General features: G+C 48.4%; 20 protein-coding genes and 2 pseudogenes. 15 read left to right on the top strand and 7 right to left on the bottom strand.

Annotation, left to right across the window (positions count from 1 at the left end; all coding sequences use genetic code 11):
* Positions 1-32: 32 nt before the first annotated feature.
* The 7 genes from F8N36_RS01245 (at position 33) to F8N36_RS01215 (ending at position 5,423) form a co-directional block, all read left to right on the top strand.
* Complete coding sequence (locus F8N36_RS01245; protein WP_291330932.1) at positions 33-425, top strand: hypothetical protein; 393 nt, start codon at positions 33-35, stop codon at positions 423-425.
* A 30-nt stretch (positions 426-455) separates the two neighbouring features.
* Positions 456-1,742: an FAD-dependent oxidoreductase gene (locus F8N36_RS01240; RefSeq protein ID WP_291330931.1), complete on the top strand. Its 1,287-nt coding sequence runs from the start codon at positions 456-458 to the stop codon at positions 1,740-1,742.
* Between the two features lie 19 nt (positions 1,743-1,761).
* Entirely contained in the window at positions 1,762-2,862 is a 1,101-nt protein-coding gene (locus F8N36_RS01235) for a hypothetical protein (RefSeq protein ID WP_291330930.1), read from the top strand.
* Positions 2,863-3,064: 202 nt separating this feature from the next.
* Positions 3,065-3,754 carry a MotA/TolQ/ExbB proton channel family protein gene (locus F8N36_RS01230; protein WP_291330929.1) on the top strand — a complete coding sequence of 230 codons (690 nt, stop codon included), beginning with the start codon at positions 3,065-3,067 and terminating at the stop codon, positions 3,752-3,754.
* Between the two features lie 2 nt (positions 3,755-3,756).
* Positions 3,757-4,203 (top strand): ExbD/TolR family protein, encoded by a 447-nt coding sequence (locus tag F8N36_RS01225; protein WP_291330928.1) that lies wholly within the window; start codon positions 3,757-3,759, stop codon positions 4,201-4,203.
* A gap of 25 nt (positions 4,204-4,228) precedes the next feature.
* Entirely contained in the window at positions 4,229-4,990 is a 762-nt protein-coding gene (locus tag F8N36_RS01220; RefSeq protein ID WP_291330927.1) for a TonB family protein, read from the top strand.
* A 241-nt stretch (positions 4,991-5,231) separates the two neighbouring features.
* The gene (locus F8N36_RS01215; protein WP_291330926.1) at positions 5,232-5,423 is read left to right on the top strand and encodes a hypothetical protein; all 192 of its coding nucleotides are present in this window, start codon (positions 5,232-5,234) and stop codon (positions 5,421-5,423) included.
* Between the two features lie 178 nt (positions 5,424-5,601).
* Here F8N36_RS01215 and F8N36_RS01210 read toward each other — a convergent pair whose 3' ends face one another.
* A complete protein-coding gene (locus F8N36_RS01210) occupies positions 5,602-6,102 on the bottom strand; it encodes a Cd(II)/Pb(II)-responsive transcriptional regulator (RefSeq protein ID WP_291330925.1) in 501 nt (166 codons plus the stop codon).
* Positions 6,103-6,631: 529 nt separating this feature from the next.
* Positions 6,632-6,976, bottom strand: coding sequence for a hypothetical protein (locus F8N36_RS01205; protein ID WP_291331398.1), 345 nt, complete (start codon positions 6,974-6,976; stop codon positions 6,632-6,634).
* Between F8N36_RS01205 and F8N36_RS01200 the strand changes: the two genes are divergently transcribed.
* Positions 6,863-9,211, top strand: coding sequence for a heavy metal translocating P-type ATPase (locus tag F8N36_RS01200; protein WP_291330924.1), 2,349 nt, complete (start codon positions 6,863-6,865; stop codon positions 9,209-9,211). The genes F8N36_RS01205 and F8N36_RS01200 overlap by 114 nt on opposite strands.
* 182 nt (positions 9,212-9,393) lie before the next feature.
* Here the strand turns inward: F8N36_RS01200 and F8N36_RS01195 are convergent.
* Positions 9,394-9,579, bottom strand: a pseudogene (locus F8N36_RS01195) (IS1595 family transposase); the annotation flags it as partial.
* 219 nt (positions 9,580-9,798) lie between these two features.
* Here F8N36_RS01195 and F8N36_RS01190 point away from each other — a divergent pair.
* The 3 genes from F8N36_RS01190 (at position 9,799) to F8N36_RS01180 (ending at position 10,958) form a co-directional block, all read left to right on the top strand.
* Positions 9,799-9,948, top strand: coding sequence for a hypothetical protein (locus F8N36_RS01190; protein ID WP_291330923.1), 150 nt, complete (start codon positions 9,799-9,801; stop codon positions 9,946-9,948).
* Between the two features lie 19 nt (positions 9,949-9,967).
* Positions 9,968-10,246 (top strand): hypothetical protein, encoded by a 279-nt coding sequence (locus F8N36_RS01185; RefSeq protein WP_291330922.1) that lies wholly within the window; start codon positions 9,968-9,970, stop codon positions 10,244-10,246.
* A 274-nt stretch (positions 10,247-10,520) separates the two neighbouring features.
* Positions 10,521-10,958 (top strand): Lrp/AsnC family transcriptional regulator, encoded by a 438-nt coding sequence (locus F8N36_RS01180; RefSeq protein WP_291330921.1) that lies wholly within the window; start codon positions 10,521-10,523, stop codon positions 10,956-10,958.
* 114 nt (positions 10,959-11,072) lie between these two features.
* Here F8N36_RS01180 and F8N36_RS01175 read toward each other — a convergent pair whose 3' ends face one another.
* The 3 genes and pseudogenes from F8N36_RS01175 to F8N36_RS01165 all read right to left on the bottom strand — a co-directional run bounded on the left by F8N36_RS01175 (position 11,073) and on the right by F8N36_RS01165 (position 13,501).
* Positions 11,073-11,858, bottom strand: a complete 786-nt coding sequence (locus F8N36_RS01175; RefSeq protein WP_291330920.1) for an MBL fold metallo-hydrolase — start codon at positions 11,856-11,858, stop codon at positions 11,073-11,075.
* A 257-nt stretch (positions 11,859-12,115) separates the two neighbouring features.
* Positions 12,116-12,960, bottom strand: a pseudogene (locus F8N36_RS01170) (transposase).
* 109 nt (positions 12,961-13,069) lie between these two features.
* Positions 13,070-13,501: a MerR family transcriptional regulator gene (locus F8N36_RS01165; protein WP_291330919.1), complete on the bottom strand. Its 432-nt coding sequence runs from the start codon at positions 13,499-13,501 to the stop codon at positions 13,070-13,072.
* A 128-nt stretch (positions 13,502-13,629) separates the two neighbouring features.
* Here F8N36_RS01165 and F8N36_RS01160 point away from each other — a divergent pair, with 128 nt between their 5' ends.
* From F8N36_RS01160 to F8N36_RS01145, 4 genes are all read left to right on the top strand, one after another.
* Positions 13,630-14,274, top strand: a complete 645-nt coding sequence (locus tag F8N36_RS01160) for a phosphatidylserine decarboxylase family protein (protein ID WP_291330918.1) — start codon at positions 13,630-13,632, stop codon at positions 14,272-14,274.
* Positions 14,275-14,345: 71 nt separating this feature from the next.
* Positions 14,346-14,798 carry an AsnC family transcriptional regulator gene (locus F8N36_RS01155; RefSeq protein ID WP_291331383.1) on the top strand — a complete coding sequence of 151 codons (453 nt, stop codon included), beginning with the start codon at positions 14,346-14,348 and terminating at the stop codon, positions 14,796-14,798.
* Positions 14,799-15,105: 307 nt separating this feature from the next.
* Positions 15,106-15,291: a hypothetical protein gene (locus tag F8N36_RS01150; protein WP_183717457.1), complete on the top strand. Its 186-nt coding sequence runs from the start codon at positions 15,106-15,108 to the stop codon at positions 15,289-15,291.
* 48 nt (positions 15,292-15,339) lie between these two features.
* Positions 15,340-15,645, top strand: coding sequence for a helix-turn-helix transcriptional regulator (locus F8N36_RS01145; RefSeq protein WP_291330917.1), 306 nt, complete (start codon positions 15,340-15,342; stop codon positions 15,643-15,645).
* Here F8N36_RS01145 and traI read toward each other — a convergent pair whose 3' ends face one another.
* The gene (gene traI / locus F8N36_RS01140; protein WP_291330916.1) at positions 15,646-17,301 is read right to left on the bottom strand and encodes a TraI/MobA(P) family conjugative relaxase; all 1,656 of its coding nucleotides are present in this window, start codon (positions 17,299-17,301) and stop codon (positions 15,646-15,648) included.
* Positions 17,302-17,415: the final 114 nt, after the last annotated feature.

Below are 17,415 nucleotides of genomic sequence, written 5' to 3'. Positions count from 1 at the left end.
TTACAGCGACGAGGGGCGAATCCTGCCTTCTTGTGTCCGGTGGCATCGCAGCTTCTGTCCTTCCCAATGTCGCTGATTCACTGCTACGTGGCGGAAATCAAGTCACTGTGGTGCTTGGAAAACCAGAATGCGCATTTATAAGGGAATTTTTGCCGGAATCTGAGATGCGCATTCTCGAAATGACCTTTCCTGACGAAAAAGAAGCTCTCCATACACTGATGAAGGAAATATCTTGCCAGATGGTGTTCTGTGCTGGAGGTGAGCTTTTGACCAAAATGACGGCGGATATTTCGGCTCGTGCTGGTGTGACTGCATTATTTTTTGGAGCTGTTAGCCGAACCATGTGCTGCGGCGAAGGCATATGTGGAGCATGCCTTGATGTAATTGGTTGTGAACCCATCAGAGTGTGCAAAACACTGCGCTAAGGTGTGATACTCGGTAAGGACGGGCAGAACATGAAAAGTACGGTGATTATTATCGGAGGCGGGTGGGCAGGTTCTGCGGCGGCGCTTGCTGCAAAGCAAGCTGGAGCCGACAGGGTCGTCATTCTGGAGCGTACGGACATGCTTCTTGGCTGCGGTTTGGCAGGTGGAATCATGCGAAATAATGGTCGGCAGACGGCGGCGGAAGAATTGACAGCCATGGGTGCGGGAGGACTTTTCAGCATCACCGACAGTGTCGCGACGCATAAAAATGTTAATTTCCCGGGGCATGCGCATGCTTGGCTCTATTCTACTACTAAAATCGAACCGGCGGTGCGGAATTTTCTGGAAACGTGTGGCATTGAGATACGATTCCGCTCGCGTGTTGTTGAATTTCTGACGAGCGGCTCAACCATTTGCGGCGTGGCGTTGCATGATCTGGCAGAGTCAAGGCTCGAAGGTGACGTATTTGTAGACGCTACAGGCTCGGCGGGTTCGTTGAGCAATTGCACACGATACGGAAACGGTTGCGCTATGTGCGTTCTGCGTTGTCCAATGTTTGGACCTAGGATTAGCCTGACGGCTTGCGCTGGGTTGACTGATTACGTGGGTATGAGACGCGACGGCGAAGTAGGCTCTCTTTCCGGTTCTTTTGAACTCCGTAAGAACTCTCTGTCTGCGGACATCCAAAAGGCATTGAATACGCGAGGGCTTGTCATTGCTCCGTTGCCCAACACCTTGATCAACCGGGAGAAGCTGCGGAGCAAATCCTGCCAGCAATACGCTCTGCAAGAATATGCAGCTAACGTGATCCTCTTGGATACCGGAGACACGGCTAAAATTATGACGCCGTTTTTGTCTCTGGAAGATATGCGACACATTGCCGGATTTGAAAACGCCATGATCGCCACGGGGAGCGGATATGCAAATTCGGTACGCTTTTTGTCTAGAGCCCCTCGGAATAACTCTCTAAAAGTGGACGGCTTTCATAATCTTTTCTGCGCCGGTGAAAAATCTGGATTTTTTGTGGGGCACACCGAAGCTATAGCGACAGGCTCTCTTGCCGGACATAACGCAGTGCGGACGTTGCGGGGAAAACACGCAATCACGCTACCGCAAATTCTTGCTTGTGGGGACATTATTCATGCCGAACAGGAAGGCCTTTCTTCTGAGTTGGGCCTCGTAAAACGCTATACATTTTCTGGAGGAGAGTATTTCGACAGAATGAAAGTAAAAGGTCTTTACACAACACAGATGAGTGAGATTGCTAATCGCGTTCGTGAGGCGGACTGTTACGGAATATTTGTAAACAGACCTTAATAGAATAGGAGTTTTGAGCATGACGAGTCAACACACAACACGCTGCTTTTTCGGCTGCAATGCAGGCAGTGGTTTTCACACCTTTTTTAACTTTTTACCCAGGCTTGAAGGAGCACGTATTATTATTGTCAAAGGTGGACCAGGGACGGGAAAATCTACGTTCATCAGTGCCATTGGAGAGACTTTTGCTCAACAGGGTTATGATCTGGAGTATCAGCATTGCTCCCTTGACCCTCAGTCGTATGACGCCGTTGTCGTTCCGGCATTGAAAGCCGTAGTCACTGCTGCCACCGGTCACCATGTCTTTGATCCCAGAAATCCCGGTGCAGTGGATGAAATTCTCAACCTTGGCGACCATTGGGACACCGAAAGAATCCGTCAGCACTCCAAAGAAATTATAGAAATCAACCAGGAAGCGGAGAGGCTTTTCCGTAAAGCTTTCCGGGTCTTGAACGCAGCCAGACAGTTCCTTGCCAATGTGGAAGATATTCATATTGCCCACCAAGATCCTAGAGAGCTGTCCGCTGTAGCAGAGCGTATCATTGCAGACGCTCTTCTTCGCTCCAACTCGGAAATGTACGGTGCGGAACGCCATGCCTACATTTCTTCCAATACACCGGAAGGAGCCATTCACAACATCGCCAGCCTGCTGCGCCCAGAAACTACGGCTTTGGCTGTGAAGGGAGAAGCGGGCATGGGCCGGACAAAAATTCTGGCGGACGTGGCCGAAAAAGCGAAACTCCGTGGTTTTGATGTGGAATATTACCACAGACCCATTGACCCTCATCTGCTGGATCACGTGCACATTCCCGCACTGAACCTTCTGATGACAACGCAACCTGACGAGTTGCCGACGCAGGTTATCAAAGAATCCTTTACGCTTCAGGGAAAGAATTCCAAACGTCCAACCGGGCTTCAGGACGAAATTTCGGAAAATATGGCCCGATATGAACAGACTCTTTCCCTTGCAATGCAAACCCTGGCGCAGATCAAAGCAGAACATGGCGTTCTTGAAAAATATTACATTGACAGCATGGATTTTGACGGGGTCAGCAAGCGCCTTGCCGCAACCATAGACTCCATTGCACGGCAGGCGAGCGTATCTGGACAGGCAAGCTAACTTGGTTGTGAGCTACATCCGGCATAGGGCTTCGCGCCCTGCCGGATGGCTTTTGACCGTCATAGCTGACTACGCTCAGCGCGCGGAAGGCCCCTTACACGAATTTTAAAATCGTAATTATTGAGCCGTATCATCAGAAAACGCAGCGCAGTGTTAGAGATGCTCGCGGGACTTCAAAATACAATTGGGTGAGGAACAGCGGATGGATTCCATGCTTCAGGCCGTGTTGCAGGCCAGTATTATTTCTAAGTGCGTATTAGTATTGCTTTTGTTTATGTCTGTAGCGAGCTGGGCATATATGGCCGCCAAGTGGTTGACCCTGCGTGCTGCACGACGGCGTACCAGACAGGGACTCTGCGCCTTTGACGATGCAGGTGCATTGGCTTTTGCCTTGCCTTTGTTGGAGAGCGATAAACGCTCCCCCCTGTATGGCATCACTTGCCGAGCTGTGCGAGAATTCAACCGCATCACCCGCACTGGCGATGCTGAGCGCCTGCTCAACGACAACGTCCGCCGCGCCCTACACTTCGGTATTGCCGAAGAAATGGCACACCTCAAATCTTCGTTGGCGCTTTTAGCTACTGCGGCCAACACTGCTCCCTTCATCGGCCTTTTCGGTACGGTGTGGGGCATCATGCACTCCTTCCATGCAATTGCCTCCCTGAAAAGCGTTTCCTTGGCAACAGTCGCTCCCGGCATTGCCGAAGCGCTCATTGCTACGGCGGTGGGGTTGTTCGTCGCTATCCCTGCGGTGTGTGGTTACAACATCTTCCGTGCGCGCCTTACAAACATTGAAGGCGTGTGTATCAACTACGCGGGACAGCTTTTGAACCGCATGCAGCATGAGGTTAACGCTTATCAAGACGGCATCTCATTTGCGGGGGAAAAGTAGCCATGTCTTCATCTGATGACGATTTTGTGGCCGATATCAACGTGACTCCTTTTGTGGATGTGATGCTGGTACTGCTAATCATTTTTATGGTTACGGCTCCCATGATGACTGAAGGTCTAGATGTGGATCTGCCGCAAGTACAAGCTGCGGAGGTACTGCCCACGGAAGATGATCACATGATTTTGAGTATCAAAAGCGACGGAGCGCTGTTCTTGGATGAATATCCCACGACCACGGCCGACTTGGATTCTCTGCTGAGGCGTACCGTACTTGCTCTGAACAAACAGCTTTTCCTGCGTGCTGACAAGGCAGTTCCGTACGGTGTGGTGATGGAAGTCATGGGCTGCATCCGGGCAGTCGGCATAACTAACTTGGGCATGGTGGCGGAATCTGGGGGTGGGCTGGCATCCGGAGATGCCGAGAAGGTGCAGCCCGACATAAACCTGTAACGGGCATGACTTTGCAATGACTTCTATGAGCTTTTTCCAACGTGCCGCGACCTTAGTATTTTCCCTACTTCTACATGGCTTCATAGCCATAGCCGGATTCTTTTTCGCAAGCACCGAAATCTTGCCGGAAGAGAAAGCCTATCGCGTTTCACTCGCTGAGTTTGCTCCGGCTCAAACCTCTATTGCTCCGGGACAGGAAAAAAAGACAACTTCAGCATCTGCGGAACCTCAACCTAAAATGCCGATTAGGCCAGTGGAGCCGGAAGTCGCCCCGACTCCGCCCAAACCGGCACCGGTAGTTCCTGCGAAACCAGTGACTCCCTCGCGCCCCAAGCCTAAGCCCCAAAATCGTACCATAAAGCAGACGCAGGACACAGAGAACCGAACAGAACAAGCTTCCGCCCAGAAGTCACAAACAGCCACGATGTCACAAAATTCGACAGAAACTGGCGGCGGTACGGCGCAGGGAACAGCGCGTACCATGGGTGACCTGAGCGTATACGCTGAAGACGTCGTGGATCAACGTCCGTCCATTTCTCGCAGAGTGATGCCCGAATACCCGAACAAGGCCCGACGGATGAACATGCAGGGACAGGTGGTGGTTCAACTTGTCGTGGATGTTTCCGGCAAGCCACAACAATGTACCATTTACTCTTCTAGCCCCACAGGCGTCTTTGATGAAGCGGCACTGGCTGCGGCCCGGCGAACACGGTTCCTTCCAGGAAAGGTCAGAGGTCAACCGGTTAATACAATTGTTCTGATTCCTTATAAATTTTCTCTACGATGAAAATTTAATGAATATAGCCTGATAAGGCATCTTATCTATCGCCCAAGCTGCTGCGCACGGCAAGGCATCTCATAAGCATCCCGCATCGTAAATGCGTTTGGTGCCTCTGTGCGGCAGCCATGGGAGAAACGGACGGGCTGTTTCTCGCTTGTGGCCTTAATGACCGCTTGTAGTAATACTGGCGGTTTTTTGTGAGTATCAGCATTGTTGCGGTATGCAGAAACTCCAAAAGGAGTTTTTCATGGACAAAAGCAATCTTGAATTTGAAGATCTGGAAAAAATTTGCCGTGAAGTCATTAGTAGAGTTCTACACACATGCGAATTGGAACTTCTCAATAATAATGATGAAGTAAAAGCTCTACCATTCGCTGCAATGGCTGTGAAAGAATCTATCTTGACATTTTTGGCCATAATTAATTCTAAAAGAACGTAAATAGCTCCTAACCGTGCCTACGGAGGTAGGCACGATTTTTGTTGGGAGCCCCCGTTCAGTGAAGGAGGGACGTAACGCATAAAGATATAAACATGTCAGCAAAATTTTTTGATTTGTTACAAAAACTTGGGGGCTAGCACCTGCAAGGAAAACAAATCAAAATGTCGGGCCGCGCATTTTACCTGGCACAAGAAGTGCTATTTTTGAGTGCTAGTTCTTGTAACTTCTTTTGTTTTTCGCGCTGCTCACTGCGGCAACGAAAATCTTCGCAAAAAGGGCAGCCGTTGCTGTCGCTCAGGCTTTCTATAATGCCACATCCCCCGTGTTTTCCTCCAGAACATTTGTGCTGCAAATGCTCTAACTGGGTTTTCAATTCAGTCAGTGATTCTATCTGTTCTTCCACGTTGACGATGTGTTTTTGGACAAGAGTACCCACCCAGTCGCAATTTGCTTTCGGGTTATCTTTGAACGCCAAAAGCTCACGGATTTCCGAGAGTGTCATGCCATGACGGCGACAATGCCTGATGAAGCGTAACCGCTCAATCTCCTTGTCGCCATAAAGCCTATAATTGGCTCCGGTGCGATCCGGCTCTTTCAAAAGCCCTTCCTTTTCATAAAATCGTATCGTGACGACCTTGCAGCTGACCATTTTGGCGAGCTCACCGATTTTCACTTTCATAGTGCCTCCATAACTGTCCAATAAACCCTATAGTAAATATAGGTGTTGTTGGTGTCAAATTTTGGCCCTAACGGCGAGAACGCCACGAAAGTGTACCCCCCAAAAAAATCACTCATTCGTTCTTCGAGCTAAAACTAATCTCTATATTAACTATAGAGTTTCTGGGATGCAGGCTAAGTATCGCTTATTTTGCTGAGTTCATTCAACATGCTGAAATTTTAAGAAAATATTTTCAATGAGAGTTTTTACAAAAAGCCTTGACACTATATTTGCTATAGACATTAGTCTTGCATTCAAGGGTGATGGCTCACGGGAAAATATTTTGAAAACCAGCTTGGCCCTATAACCTCTATAGACACTAGTTTTAGCAAAAAGGTGGATGAGAAGGCAATAACGCCCATCAATTTCATTTATATGCCAGGAGAAATCCATGAGTAGTGCAACAGTAGCGTGCCCTTGCGGTTCCCTGCATCCGACAGGGTTTCTTTGTGAGAAGGCCGCTTCCCTTCTTGCCTCACAAAAAAACGATTCATGCGGTTGTTCCCACAACCATACTCAAGAAGTTTACGAACACACCCGCAGCGAACCGTGCAACCAGGATCATACGGAACATGACCATACGCATGAACCGGCCCATGCTCACAGTCAAGACCACGTTCATGGGGACGGCGGTTGCTGCGGTCATGACCACGCTGAAGCAGCGCCAGTTGATCTCGCCGCCATTGGTGAGGCTTCCGATACCCGTGCCATCTACCGCATCATGAATATGGACTGCCCCATGGAAGAAGCTCTTATTCGCAAAAAGCTGGGAGGAGTTCCGGGCATCACCAACCTTGATTTCAACCTGATGCAGCGTGTTCTGACCGTTGACCATGAATTGCCGTCCACGGAACCCATTATCGCGGCCTTGAAAGCTATCGACATGACGCCCGAAGTAATTAGCGCGAACCAAGGTACGGTAGCCATGTTCTCGGTCAACGGCATGGATTGCCCGGTTGAGGAAAATCTGATCAGGGCCAAGTTGAACGGAATGCCCGGCGTGTTGGGACTTGAATTCAACCTGATGCAGTGCACGTTGAAGGTGCGGCACGAGCCGTCGGCTCTCCCTTCCATTTCCGAAGCTCTTATATCTCTGAACATGGATGCCAAGCTCATGGATATGGAAGCGGGAGAAAGCAACGTTATTCCCGAACCAAAGATTCCCTGGGGCAAGCTGGCAATCGCCGGTGTTGCAGCCGGGCTTTCTGAAGCCTTTGAGCTGATAAGCGAATGGGGGACAAAGCCATTTGGGGTTGATATCAGAACATGGCAGATAAACGGCTTTGACGTATTGGAATGGTTACCTTTGCTCTTTGCCGTGCTTGCCATCGCTTTCGCAGGTCTTTCCACATACAGAAAGGGTTGGCTAGCTATCTCCAATTTCAACCTGAACATTAATGCTCTCATGTCCGTGGCCGTAACCGGCGCGGTCATCATTGGGCAATACCCCGAAGCCGCAATGGTCATGGTACTGTTCAACTTGTCGGAGGCAATTGAAGCCAAGGCACTGGACAGGGCCAGAAACGCCATCAAGGACTTGCTGGCTCTCGCGCCGGAAAAGGCCACTGTTTTACGGCCTGACGGCGCATGGGTGGAAATGGATATTCGTCAGGTGGCCGTTGGCAGACGTGTGCGTGTAAAGCCCGGCGAAAAGGTCGGCCTTGATGGAACCATCGTGCAGGGCCAATCCGCCATCAATCAGGCACCCATTACCGGTGAAAGTATGCCGGTTGAAAAAACTATCGGTGATACCGTTTATGCGGGCACCATTAACGAATCAGGCTCGTTCGAATTTGAAGTAACGGCAGCGGCCACGAATTCCACACTCTCCCGAATTATTCACGCCGTTGAAGAAGCGCAGGGAGCGCGTGCGCCAATGCAACGCTTTGTTGACCAGTTCGCAAAGTATTACACCCCCGCAGTGTTCCTGACCGCCATCCTCGCGGCTGTTATCCCCCCACTGTTCATGGGGGCCGAGGTTTACCCCTCTATTTACACTGCGCTGGTTATCCTCGTCATCGGTTGCCCCTGCGCTCTGGTTATTTCCACGCCGGTCAGCATCGTTTCCGGCATGGCCGCGGCCACACGCTACGGCATTCTGATCAAGGGCGGCACTTTTCTGGAACAGGGGCGACTTCTCACATGGCTGGCGCTGGATAAAACCGGCACCATCACCCACGGCAAACCGTGCCAGACGGATTTCGTGGAAATCGGCAACATGGGCGACTACAGAACAACTGCTCTTGCCGCCAGTATTGCCGCCCGTTCCGACCACCCTGTATCCAGAGCCATCGCGGAAAAAGCCGTTGAGAACAAGATTGAGCTGTTGGGTGTGGACGATTTTGCAGCAATTCCGGGCCAGGGCGTCTGCGGCGTAATCGGAGGGCAGAAGTGGTATCTCGGCAATCATCGCATGGTGGAAGAGTTGAAGAAATGCTCAACCACGCTGGAAAAACGTATTTTCACACTGGAAAAAATGGGGAAAACCGTCGTCGCTCTTGTCGGAGAAAAAGGCGTGCAGGGCCTGTTCGCCGTGGCCGATACATTGAAAGACTCCAGTATTGAAGCTATCCGCGAACTCAAGAAGCTCGGCGTCAAGACCATGATGCTGACCGGCGACAACGAGCACACGGCACTGGCTATTGCCGAGCAAGTGGGGGTGGATTCCTTTAAGGGTAATCTATTGCCCGAAGACAAGCTCCGTGTCATTGAAGAGCTTGAAATGGCTGGTGGCAAGGTCGGTATGGTGGGTGACGGGATCAATGACGCCCCGGCTCTGGCCAAGGCCAATATTGGCTTCGCCATGGCGGGCGGCGGCACGGACACGGCCATAGAAACCGCCGATGTTGCCCTGATGGACGATGACCTGCGCAAGATACCGCGCTTCATCGGCCTGTCTAAATCCACATACGCCATTCTTGTGCAGAACATTGTCTTTGCCCTTGGTGTGAAGGCGTTGTTCTTCGCTCTGACCTTCATGGGGCTTGCGACCATGTGGATGGCTGTCTTCGCGGATGTAGGTGCGGCCCTGGTGGTTGTCGCCAACGGGCTGCGGGCAATGCGCAAATAACAGAAAAACCTGCTGGGGAAAACTATTGTTTGTTCTTTTCTGCAATAACCCTATGAAATCGATTCTTCTACGGAGAAAGACATGTCACAACAAAAAACAGGACATATGTATTCTGACGCATTCGCAAGCTACAAGGCAAGCGACGGTTACCCCTGCTTGTCAGCTGATTCCAATCCTTGGATAACTCGGCGAGCGCGGAAGTAGCTTTCGTCAACCCCAACTTCGCCCTTTACAGAAGATTCGGCCTCGCAGGAATGGGCCATGCCCTGGCGAAATGCCGCCAAATACCTATTCACAGTATCTCGGTTCACACCTGCGATTTGCGCAATCTGCAAGGCATCCAAGTCAACGGCAAAAAATCTCACGATTTAAATGAGTTTGGCCTCTAAGATTTTCGAACGAGTCGCATACTTGTTTTTTTGATATACTTGGCTAAGCCAATCATGGTTGGCTTAGCCAGGCAAGACACCATTTTTATTATTAAAAAGCATGATAGTCTTTAAATTTTAGATAGTTAAAATGCAGTGATTATGATATGATTCACTGTGCTTTCTATCGTCAACGCATCATAAGTGACATGGGTGAGAATGCGTTCATCAAATTCAGAAATTATGTGCCGTGAGTTGTCAGATCTTCCTATTAAATTGCAAAGTGAGATTGTGTTTTCAGATATTCACATGGTGCCACGTGATGGTGGAATTTGGCTGATAGAAATAAAAACAGAAAAAAATATTTGAGCTACTTTTTTGTCGAGGCATGCAATATTATAATCCAATAAAATTGCAGAAGGTGTGTGATAAAACAAAAAATTCAGATATTGTATTTTATTGTCCAACAATAAATTATAAACCACGTGCATTGAATCGCTCTATAGAGTTAATGGATGGGCGACATCATTTGTTGGTGTTGCTTAAATGCTTCCCTGATATTAAAATGCTTCCATTTGCTTTGCTTAAAGACGGAAATAAATTAGAGTTTGTTCTTGGGAAAATTCGTGAGGAGTATGGGGAGGCAAGGGTAATCACTTCATGTTAACGATATGCCATTCTTATCCGTTGCTGGCCACACTCGTTCAATCTCGTTCCGTCTGCTATCTACGGGAAGGGGGGCTGAATTCGACTTTGAGCCGTAGATATTTCTATGGGTGGGCACAGGGGGGATTTCTGGGGAGTTGGTGTTGTAAATTTAAAAATTAAACTCCAGAAGTACATCTTAGAATAATGTTTAAAATGTTATTATGGTCAACATACAATTAATCATGCTGATATGATAGTTGTATACGTTGTGGTATTTTTTGTTTGGAGGTAGAATGAAAAATAAAATAGATGAAATAGATGAACGTATCATATATTGTTTAAGAAAGAATGGGCGTATCACCATGAAAGAACTAGGTGATATGGTACATCTTTCTGGCCAAGCTGCAAAAAATAGGGTCGAGAAGCTTGAAGATATTGGTGTGCTTCAAAAATATACTATAAACATAGATTGTCCAGTTTTTGGTTTCAAAATTCATGCACTCATACGTTTGCAGATGGAAAAGTCAAACCTTAGCAATTATGAAAAAAAATTAAAGAATGACAGGTACCGCATGATACATTGCTACCAAGTTACGGGAGAACAATGTTATGTTTTTGATATGGCATTCCTTGAGATTGAAGATCTACATGGTTTTCTCAAGGATATTGAAGAAGTTGGTCGTTGTGAGGTAAATCTTGTTTTAAAGAACATGCAAGATTTTGAAGACTAAATACATTGAAGTCCTGTTCCTTTAAAAAGTTATCCCCCCATCCGAGCTGTCATAAAAATACTGCCAGAGGATGGGGGGCTGTCGGGGAGTTTTCTCCGTTCAGATGTGTCGAAATCAGAAGCTGTAGTCTTCTCCGTCATTAGGCATGAAGACTTTGTTCCATATGCCGCGCTCTGTCAGACGTTCACGCATGCTTTCCCTGGTGATCGAAGCATGCGCCACATTATCCATATGGCTGATAATGATATTGGACTCAGGGCAAGCGATATAAACTTCATTGACATCATTATCGTCCATAATTAGCCGCCCTTGGTCAATAAATTCTGCTGCGCAGGCATTAAGGATGATAACATCGGGATTGAATTTCGTTAGAGTATCGGCCACTCCCGAATACCAGATAGTGTCACCAGCCACGTATAGTTTTTTTTCATTCTGGTGCTCAAAGATTACACCGCAGGATGGCCCGCAAGGAATTTTTGTTCCGTGCAGGCCAGGGGTCTTAATAAGTTTAATGTCATGGAAAAAGGAATTTTCTGACAGTACGCTTACTGATGTGAAACCTGACCGCTTCAGAATCTCGCCATCATCTTCACTCTGAACAAAAACCGGAATATTTTTATCCATAGGAGCACCAACTGTGCCATCGGCGGCCATGTCAATATGGTCCGGGTGAACATGGGTTACGATGTAGGCATCGACGCCTCTCAAGATTTCTTCAACGGACATTGGCAAGTCGCACATGGGCATGGCAATCTTGGCTTGCTCTGGATTGCAATAGCGAAATGATGGGTCAGTAAAGGGCCCCATGCTGCCTTTTTCCCCCAACCAGGGGTCAGTCAAAAAAGTTTTTCCTGCGTAATCAATGCGAACCATAGCACTTCGAATTTGCTTAATATTCATAAGTCACTCCTTAAAAGTTGTTTCCCGCACTCATTGGTGAGGAAATGTTTCTGATTAAGAGTGACCTTATCATTGTGGTTTTTGTGGATACAGGATCTAATTCTAAATTAACGATGTTTTTTCTTGAAAAAATCAAGTGAACCCCAACTCCCCCCCCTAGTATCCGCTGTTGACCCTCCCTCAGAAAAGTATGCCATTGAAAAGTTAGTGGTCCTGTAAAAACTGTGCTCTGGTTCTTCACTGGCGTCGGATTGACCTTACCCCACTGCGCATACCACTTGTAAGTTAGTGGTTCCCACTGGGTTGCAGGTTATATTCTTTTCACGGAACTCTTCCGGCGTCAGCCAGCCCAATGAGCTGTGCGGTCGCTGCTGGTTGTAATCCTGCCGCCAGGCTTCAACTGTTCTGCGGGCATCGTGCAGGGACAGAAACACGTTCTGATTTAAACACTCATCCCGGAATTTTCCGTTAAAGCTTTCAATGTGCCCATTATCCGGGCCAGCAGGGCCAGCCTGGACAATACGGGCATGGCTTGGACGCTTCACGCGTTTGCGGGTACGCAACGAAAGGTTTTCTTCCTGGTAAATCCTTTCTGTCCGCTTGTGGTTCTGCACCAGCCCTTCCCGGCGCAATATCTCATGCAGGCGCGGAGAACCGAAACGCCGCCTGTCATTTGCCAGCCCCAGCATCCGAGTCCGTAAAAGAAGATCACGGTCTTCAGATGGTGATCGCCTGGCTGAACCGCGGTTAAACTGAATCACTCGGCAAGCCCGCCGCTCTGAGTAGCCATGCGCAGCCTGAATGTGATGCACGGCTTCCCTGTTGGCCGCGGGCTTCAAAAGTTTTTTGAGATCACGTCCTTTAGGACGACAATATCAAGCGCCTGCTCGCCTACAAGTCTTTTCAGTCGTGCGTTTTCTTCCTCTAATTGCCGTAATCGCTTTGCGTCAGAGATATTCATTCCACCGAACTTGCTGCGCCATTTGTAAAAGGTCGCATCCGATATGCCATGCTGACGGCATAGATCGACAACGCGAACTCCAGCCTCGGCTTGCCGCAAGATTCCAATAATCTGTTCTTCGGTGAATCTGCTACGTTTCATTCTTGTGCTCCTATGTCAGGAACACTAACTTTTCAATGGCATACTTCTCGGGGGGAGGGTCAAAAGAGCCAGAAAATTTTCGGGACGCTACATGACCTCTTTTTTTATTTTAACCCCGTGCTTTTTGCTGACGATGGCGTGCACAGTCGGGACAACTATCCCCCTTGTTCAGACTGTCGATTATCCCTCGGCCGGGTTTTTTTCTGGCGCATTCCAGCAATTGTTCCAACTGCCACTCCAGGTGGACAAGTGATTCTATTTGCATGCGCACATTGACAATATGTTTTTTTACCAGAGCATTGGCAAATTCACATCTTGCTTGTGGGTTATCCTTGTAAGCCAAAAGTTGACGAATGTCGGACAATCCTATGCCGTGTTGACGGCAATGTTTTATGAATCGCAGCCGTTCAAAATCGTCGTTTCCATAAATCCTGTAATTTGAATCGGAGCGGACAGGAGCATCTAGCAAACCTTCCTTTTCATAAAACCGTATCGTGACAGTCTGAATCCCAGATAGTTTTGCCAACTCACCAATTTTCATTATTTCCCCACCATAAGAGATATTTGTTGGATTACCTTGACCTTATAGTGACTATAAGCATTAAAATTTTAAAAGCTAGGACTGGCTGTGGCGTTAGCTTCAACACTTCAAATGCGAATGAGATCCCCATGAGAAAAGCATCTATTGGCCTTGCGGTTGAAGGCTTACCATTCATTCTTTTGTGCTCTTTTTCCGCCCTGATATTTTCGCTTATTGACTGCTGGCCGTTGGCACTTGTTCTGCTTGTAGCCACATGGTTTTCCAGCCATTTTTTTCGTGATCCTGAAAGAGTCGTTCCAACTGAAGAGGGGATTGCCGTCAGCCCTGCGGATGGGAAAGTTGTTAAGATTCAGGAAGTGCCAGAGCCGTTTACGGGGCAACCTCGTGTGTGCATCAGTGTCTTTATGAATCTGTTCAATGTGCATGTGAACAGGATGCCAGTAACGGCCAAAATATCCGCTATTACCTATTATCCTGGGAAGTTTTTTAACGCCTCACTGGATAAAGCGTCCAAGTACAACGAACGGTGCGCCTATTCCATTGAAAGCTCGGATGGAAATTTTGTCATGGTACAAATTGCGGGATTGGTGGCACAGCGCATCGTGTGTCGTGTCGATGAAGCGGATGAACTAAAACGCGGTGAACGCATCGGCATGATTAAATTTGGCTCCAGAGTAGACCTGTATCTGCCAGAAAATTACTCCCCAATTGTTTCAATAGGGGAGAGTGTGTTTGCCGGACAAACTGTTATAGCACAGAGGAAACATCTCTGATGGCAGGCAATGACGCAATCTCGCCAAAACACGAATTAGACGGGGGAGCTATCGATCCCTGCCCGGATGATATGCTTGATTCTGTTGACCGCCGCATTCTCAACATTATCCAGAGTTCATTTCCGCTAGAGTCTCGACCCTATGCCGTTATCGGGCGGGCTGTGGGTGTGCCGGAGGAAGAGGCGTTTGCCCGCGTCCAAAAAATGAAGGGGCGGAAAACCATTCGTCGGATTGGTGCAAATTTTGACGCGGCCAAGCTCGGATTCAGGAGTACGCTCTGTGCTGCAAAAGTGCCGGAGGCAAAACTGGCCGCATTTGTGGCCGAAGTTAACGCCCACCCTGGCGTTACCCACAACTATCTACGCAGCCACGAATATAACGTTTGGTTTACTTGCATAGCACCTTCATGGGAAATGCTTTGCGCTATTGTTGACGGCATAGCAGATAAAATGGGCATTGCCGTTCTGAACCTTCCAATGACCAGGCTATACAAGGTCAAAGTGGACTTCAAAATGGAGAAATAGCAAGCGGATAGTAATTCGACTTACTGTTAAATAGGAGAATTTGAAAAAGAGCGAACAACGCTAAGTTCGCCGTTACGAGCGAATTGGCAATAAAAAGTCTGCCCAAGCTGCTGCGCACAGTAAGGCATTTAACATCAACATACTGCACTTTGTATGTCTTTGATGTCTTTGTGCGTTGACTCTTGAGAAATGGATCAACTATTTCTCGCTTGTGGCTTTTATAACCGCTTTGTACTTGTTACAGGCGGTTTTTTTGTATGGAGCTGCATCGTCGCGGTGTGCGGAAAACTCCAAAATGAATTTTTGTATGGATAGGGACAAAATTGAATTGGAAAAATTAGAACAACTTTGCCGTGAAGTGATTAGTGGAGTTTTGCTCACATGCGAATCGGAACTAATCAAGCATGGTGGAGAAATAAAGGGTCTACCTTCTGCTGCAATGGCCGTGAGAGAATCCATCCTGACTTTTTTGGCTCTGATCAGTCTTGAATAGCATTCCTCACAATTTAACCCGAGCCGACATTTGTGGGCACGATAATCTGTGCTAGAGACATCCCTGGCTGTCAAACAAATTTCACCTACTCGTCTATTATATCAAATTATGGCAAATCAACGAGTAAAAAAGAGTCCATATTTCGGCGAAGTATTACGCGCTTACAGGATTGAAAGGCAGCTCACACAAGAGCAGCTTAGTGAGCGTGTCGATGTTTTGCGGACTTTTATTAGCTCACTGGAAAATGGTGCAAGGCAGCCAAGTTTTGAAATGATCTTTCGGCTTGCCAAGGCGTTGGACACAACCCTCGGAAAGCTGCTTGACCCCGTTGCCGAAAAATGGAACAAAAAATAACTACCGCTCCCTACTCTGTTGTTGCTTCCAGTGCTGCTCCTTCTCCAGCTTTTTTTTCAGCCGCACAATTTTGTTTTCCTCTACATGCATCCCCTTTCCCCATTTTTTCTGCGCGTACTGAACTGCTGTGTGCCGTGCGGCCTCATTGTTGCCCGAAAAGAATATCTCCTTTCCGCTGTCCATAATTCTTCCGCCGTCGGGCAGGGAGAAGATGACGGTTCCCTTGCGGTCTATTATTGCAGAGAAATGGGCGGCAATCTGCTCCATGCGTAATATCGCCAAAAGCTGTTTTTTGCCCTGACAGCTCAGGTTTTCATTCTTCAAGGCGGCTACTTCCCTGGCTGCGTATTCTACCTGGATTTTTGAATGGTTTTCTGCGAACTTTTCCTTGCTGTGCTGTGACCATGCTTTTGCTCTAGTGGATTGCGGTTCCCGCTCCGGCTCCGCAGTCCTCTGTTTGGAACGCAAAATGGCTAAAGCGATTTCATTGCCCTGACCAGCTTTATATTGCAGGAAACCATTCCATGAAGTGAAAGGAACCTCTCCACGTATATCCTCACGAGTAGATTGAAACGGCAGTTTGGCTCTGGCGATTTCCTCTGCCTCATGCTTGTGGGCCAGTTGCAGCAGACCAAGGCGGTTCTTTTTTGCTATGTTCGGCCGTTCCAATTCCCTGCGTTTGGCCGCCCATTTTTCTTTGATCGCAACTATAGCAGCGCCTTCCTGATCCTTGACGGTGGCCAAGCCTGATTTTCGTTTTTCAATGTCTTGTTGGTATTCCGCATACAAAGCGCCACGTTCTGGAGAACGGTGCAAGGGGGTTGCCTGATACCGGCTTTGCTCTGGTATTTTTTCTAAGTTCCGCGCTGGAAGGTACAGCCCGAATTTTTCCTCCAACTTTTTCAGCGCCAAGGCTCTGTCTACCATGCTGGCTTTTGCGGTATGGCGCTGATTATGGCGATCAGCCAGAATTAGACCGTTCCCACGTGGTCTTATCACCAAGCCATGCCGGGCAAGCCCCTCATGAAGTGTTTGCCAATCCGTTGCCACTGTCAGAAGATGTAAAATGCTGTCTCTGCGGCCCTTGGCATACGACTCAAATGATTGCTGGCCAGTATGGGTTTCAATGAGCGTGGCTTTTTCGCTCAAAGCTCGTTGTTTGTCTTTAGTTCGGCCATTATCTACAGTAAGACCATATTCCCGCTCCAGTTTTCGGCATGTTTTGTCCCGCTTCCAGTAATCGCGGAATGGTTCATGCCGAGTATATTTCTCTGGGTGGATCATGCTGTATGCTATGTGCATATGGAGATTGGCCGTGTTTTTGTGGACGCCGCAATGTCGCTGATGCTCGGCATATCCCAATGCGATGGCAAAGCGTTCTTCGATGGCCCTGAAAAGCGCTGGCGTCAGCTTAGCCTCGTCCTCGGGGCGGAAGCTGATTATAAGGTGATAGGTCTTGCCCTGTCGGCTGCGAGTGTTCATGGCCTGAACATCTATGACTTCGGCAATAGCCTCTTGGTAATCATCGTCACCAAGGCATCCGGCGCACCAGTGCATGAGCCCTTTTTCACCTTCATGACCGACGCCAGCAATGTAGTCAGCAAGGCGGGCATAGTTATCACTTTGGGGACGGATGCCTATTTTTTTGCTGATCATCGTATGGCCGCTATGACCTGCTGAACTTCCCGCTGCCGGGCGTCCAGTTCATGTAAAAGACGGTGAACTGTCTGCCTGCCCGCGCCATTCGCCAATGCCTGTTTCACCAGCCCG

This window comes from Desulfovibrio sp., assembly GCF_009712225.1.
Lineage (GTDB): Bacteria > Desulfobacterota > Desulfovibrionia > Desulfovibrionales > Desulfovibrionaceae > Desulfovibrio.
The sequence above is the reverse complement of the archived record's forward strand: the minus strand, read 5'-3'. Positions and strand labels throughout refer to the sequence as shown.

Coding starts and splice junctions, on each gene's coding strand:
- F8N36_RS01205 (WP_291331398.1), bottom strand. CDS start 6,976: ATGGTCAACGGTCAGAACACGCTGCATCAGGTTGAAATCAAGGTTGGT.
- F8N36_RS01210 (WP_291330925.1), bottom strand. CDS start 6,102: ATGAAAGTGAAAATCGGTGAGCTCGCCAAAATGGTCAGCTGCAAGGTC.
- F8N36_RS01160 (WP_291330918.1), top strand. CDS start 13,630: ATGAGAAAAGCATCTATTGGCCTTGCGGTTGAAGGCTTACCATTCATT.
- F8N36_RS01235 (WP_291330930.1), top strand. CDS start 1,762: ATGACGAGTCAACACACAACACGCTGCTTTTTCGGCTGCAATGCAGGC.
- F8N36_RS01240 (WP_291330931.1), top strand. CDS start 456: ATGAAAAGTACGGTGATTATTATCGGAGGCGGGTGGGCAGGTTCTGCG.
- F8N36_RS01180 (WP_291330921.1), top strand. CDS start 10,521: ATGAAAAATAAAATAGATGAAATAGATGAACGTATCATATATTGTTTA.
- traI (WP_291330916.1), bottom strand. CDS start 17,301: ATGATCAGCAAAAAAATAGGCATCCGTCCCCAAAGTGATAACTATGCC.
- F8N36_RS01230 (WP_291330929.1), top strand. CDS start 3,065: ATGGATTCCATGCTTCAGGCCGTGTTGCAGGCCAGTATTATTTCTAAG.
- F8N36_RS01200 (WP_291330924.1), top strand. CDS start 6,863: ATGAATATGGACTGCCCCATGGAAGAAGCTCTTATTCGCAAAAAGCTG.
- F8N36_RS01190 (WP_291330923.1), top strand. CDS start 9,799: ATGCGTTCATCAAATTCAGAAATTATGTGCCGTGAGTTGTCAGATCTT.
- F8N36_RS01150 (WP_183717457.1), top strand. CDS start 15,106: ATGGATAGGGACAAAATTGAATTGGAAAAATTAGAACAACTTTGCCGT.
- F8N36_RS01165 (WP_291330919.1), bottom strand. CDS start 13,501: ATGAAAATTGGTGAGTTGGCAAAACTATCTGGGATTCAGACTGTCACG.
- F8N36_RS01185 (WP_291330922.1), top strand. CDS start 9,968: ATGCAATATTATAATCCAATAAAATTGCAGAAGGTGTGTGATAAAACA.
- F8N36_RS01220 (WP_291330927.1), top strand. CDS start 4,229: ATGAGCTTTTTCCAACGTGCCGCGACCTTAGTATTTTCCCTACTTCTA.
- F8N36_RS01215 (WP_291330926.1), top strand. CDS start 5,232: ATGGACAAAAGCAATCTTGAATTTGAAGATCTGGAAAAAATTTGCCGT.
- F8N36_RS01225 (WP_291330928.1), top strand. CDS start 3,757: ATGTCTTCATCTGATGACGATTTTGTGGCCGATATCAACGTGACTCCT.
- F8N36_RS01175 (WP_291330920.1), bottom strand. CDS start 11,858: ATGAATATTAAGCAAATTCGAAGTGCTATGGTTCGCATTGATTACGCA.
- F8N36_RS01155 (WP_291331383.1), top strand. CDS start 14,346: ATGCTTGATTCTGTTGACCGCCGCATTCTCAACATTATCCAGAGTTCA.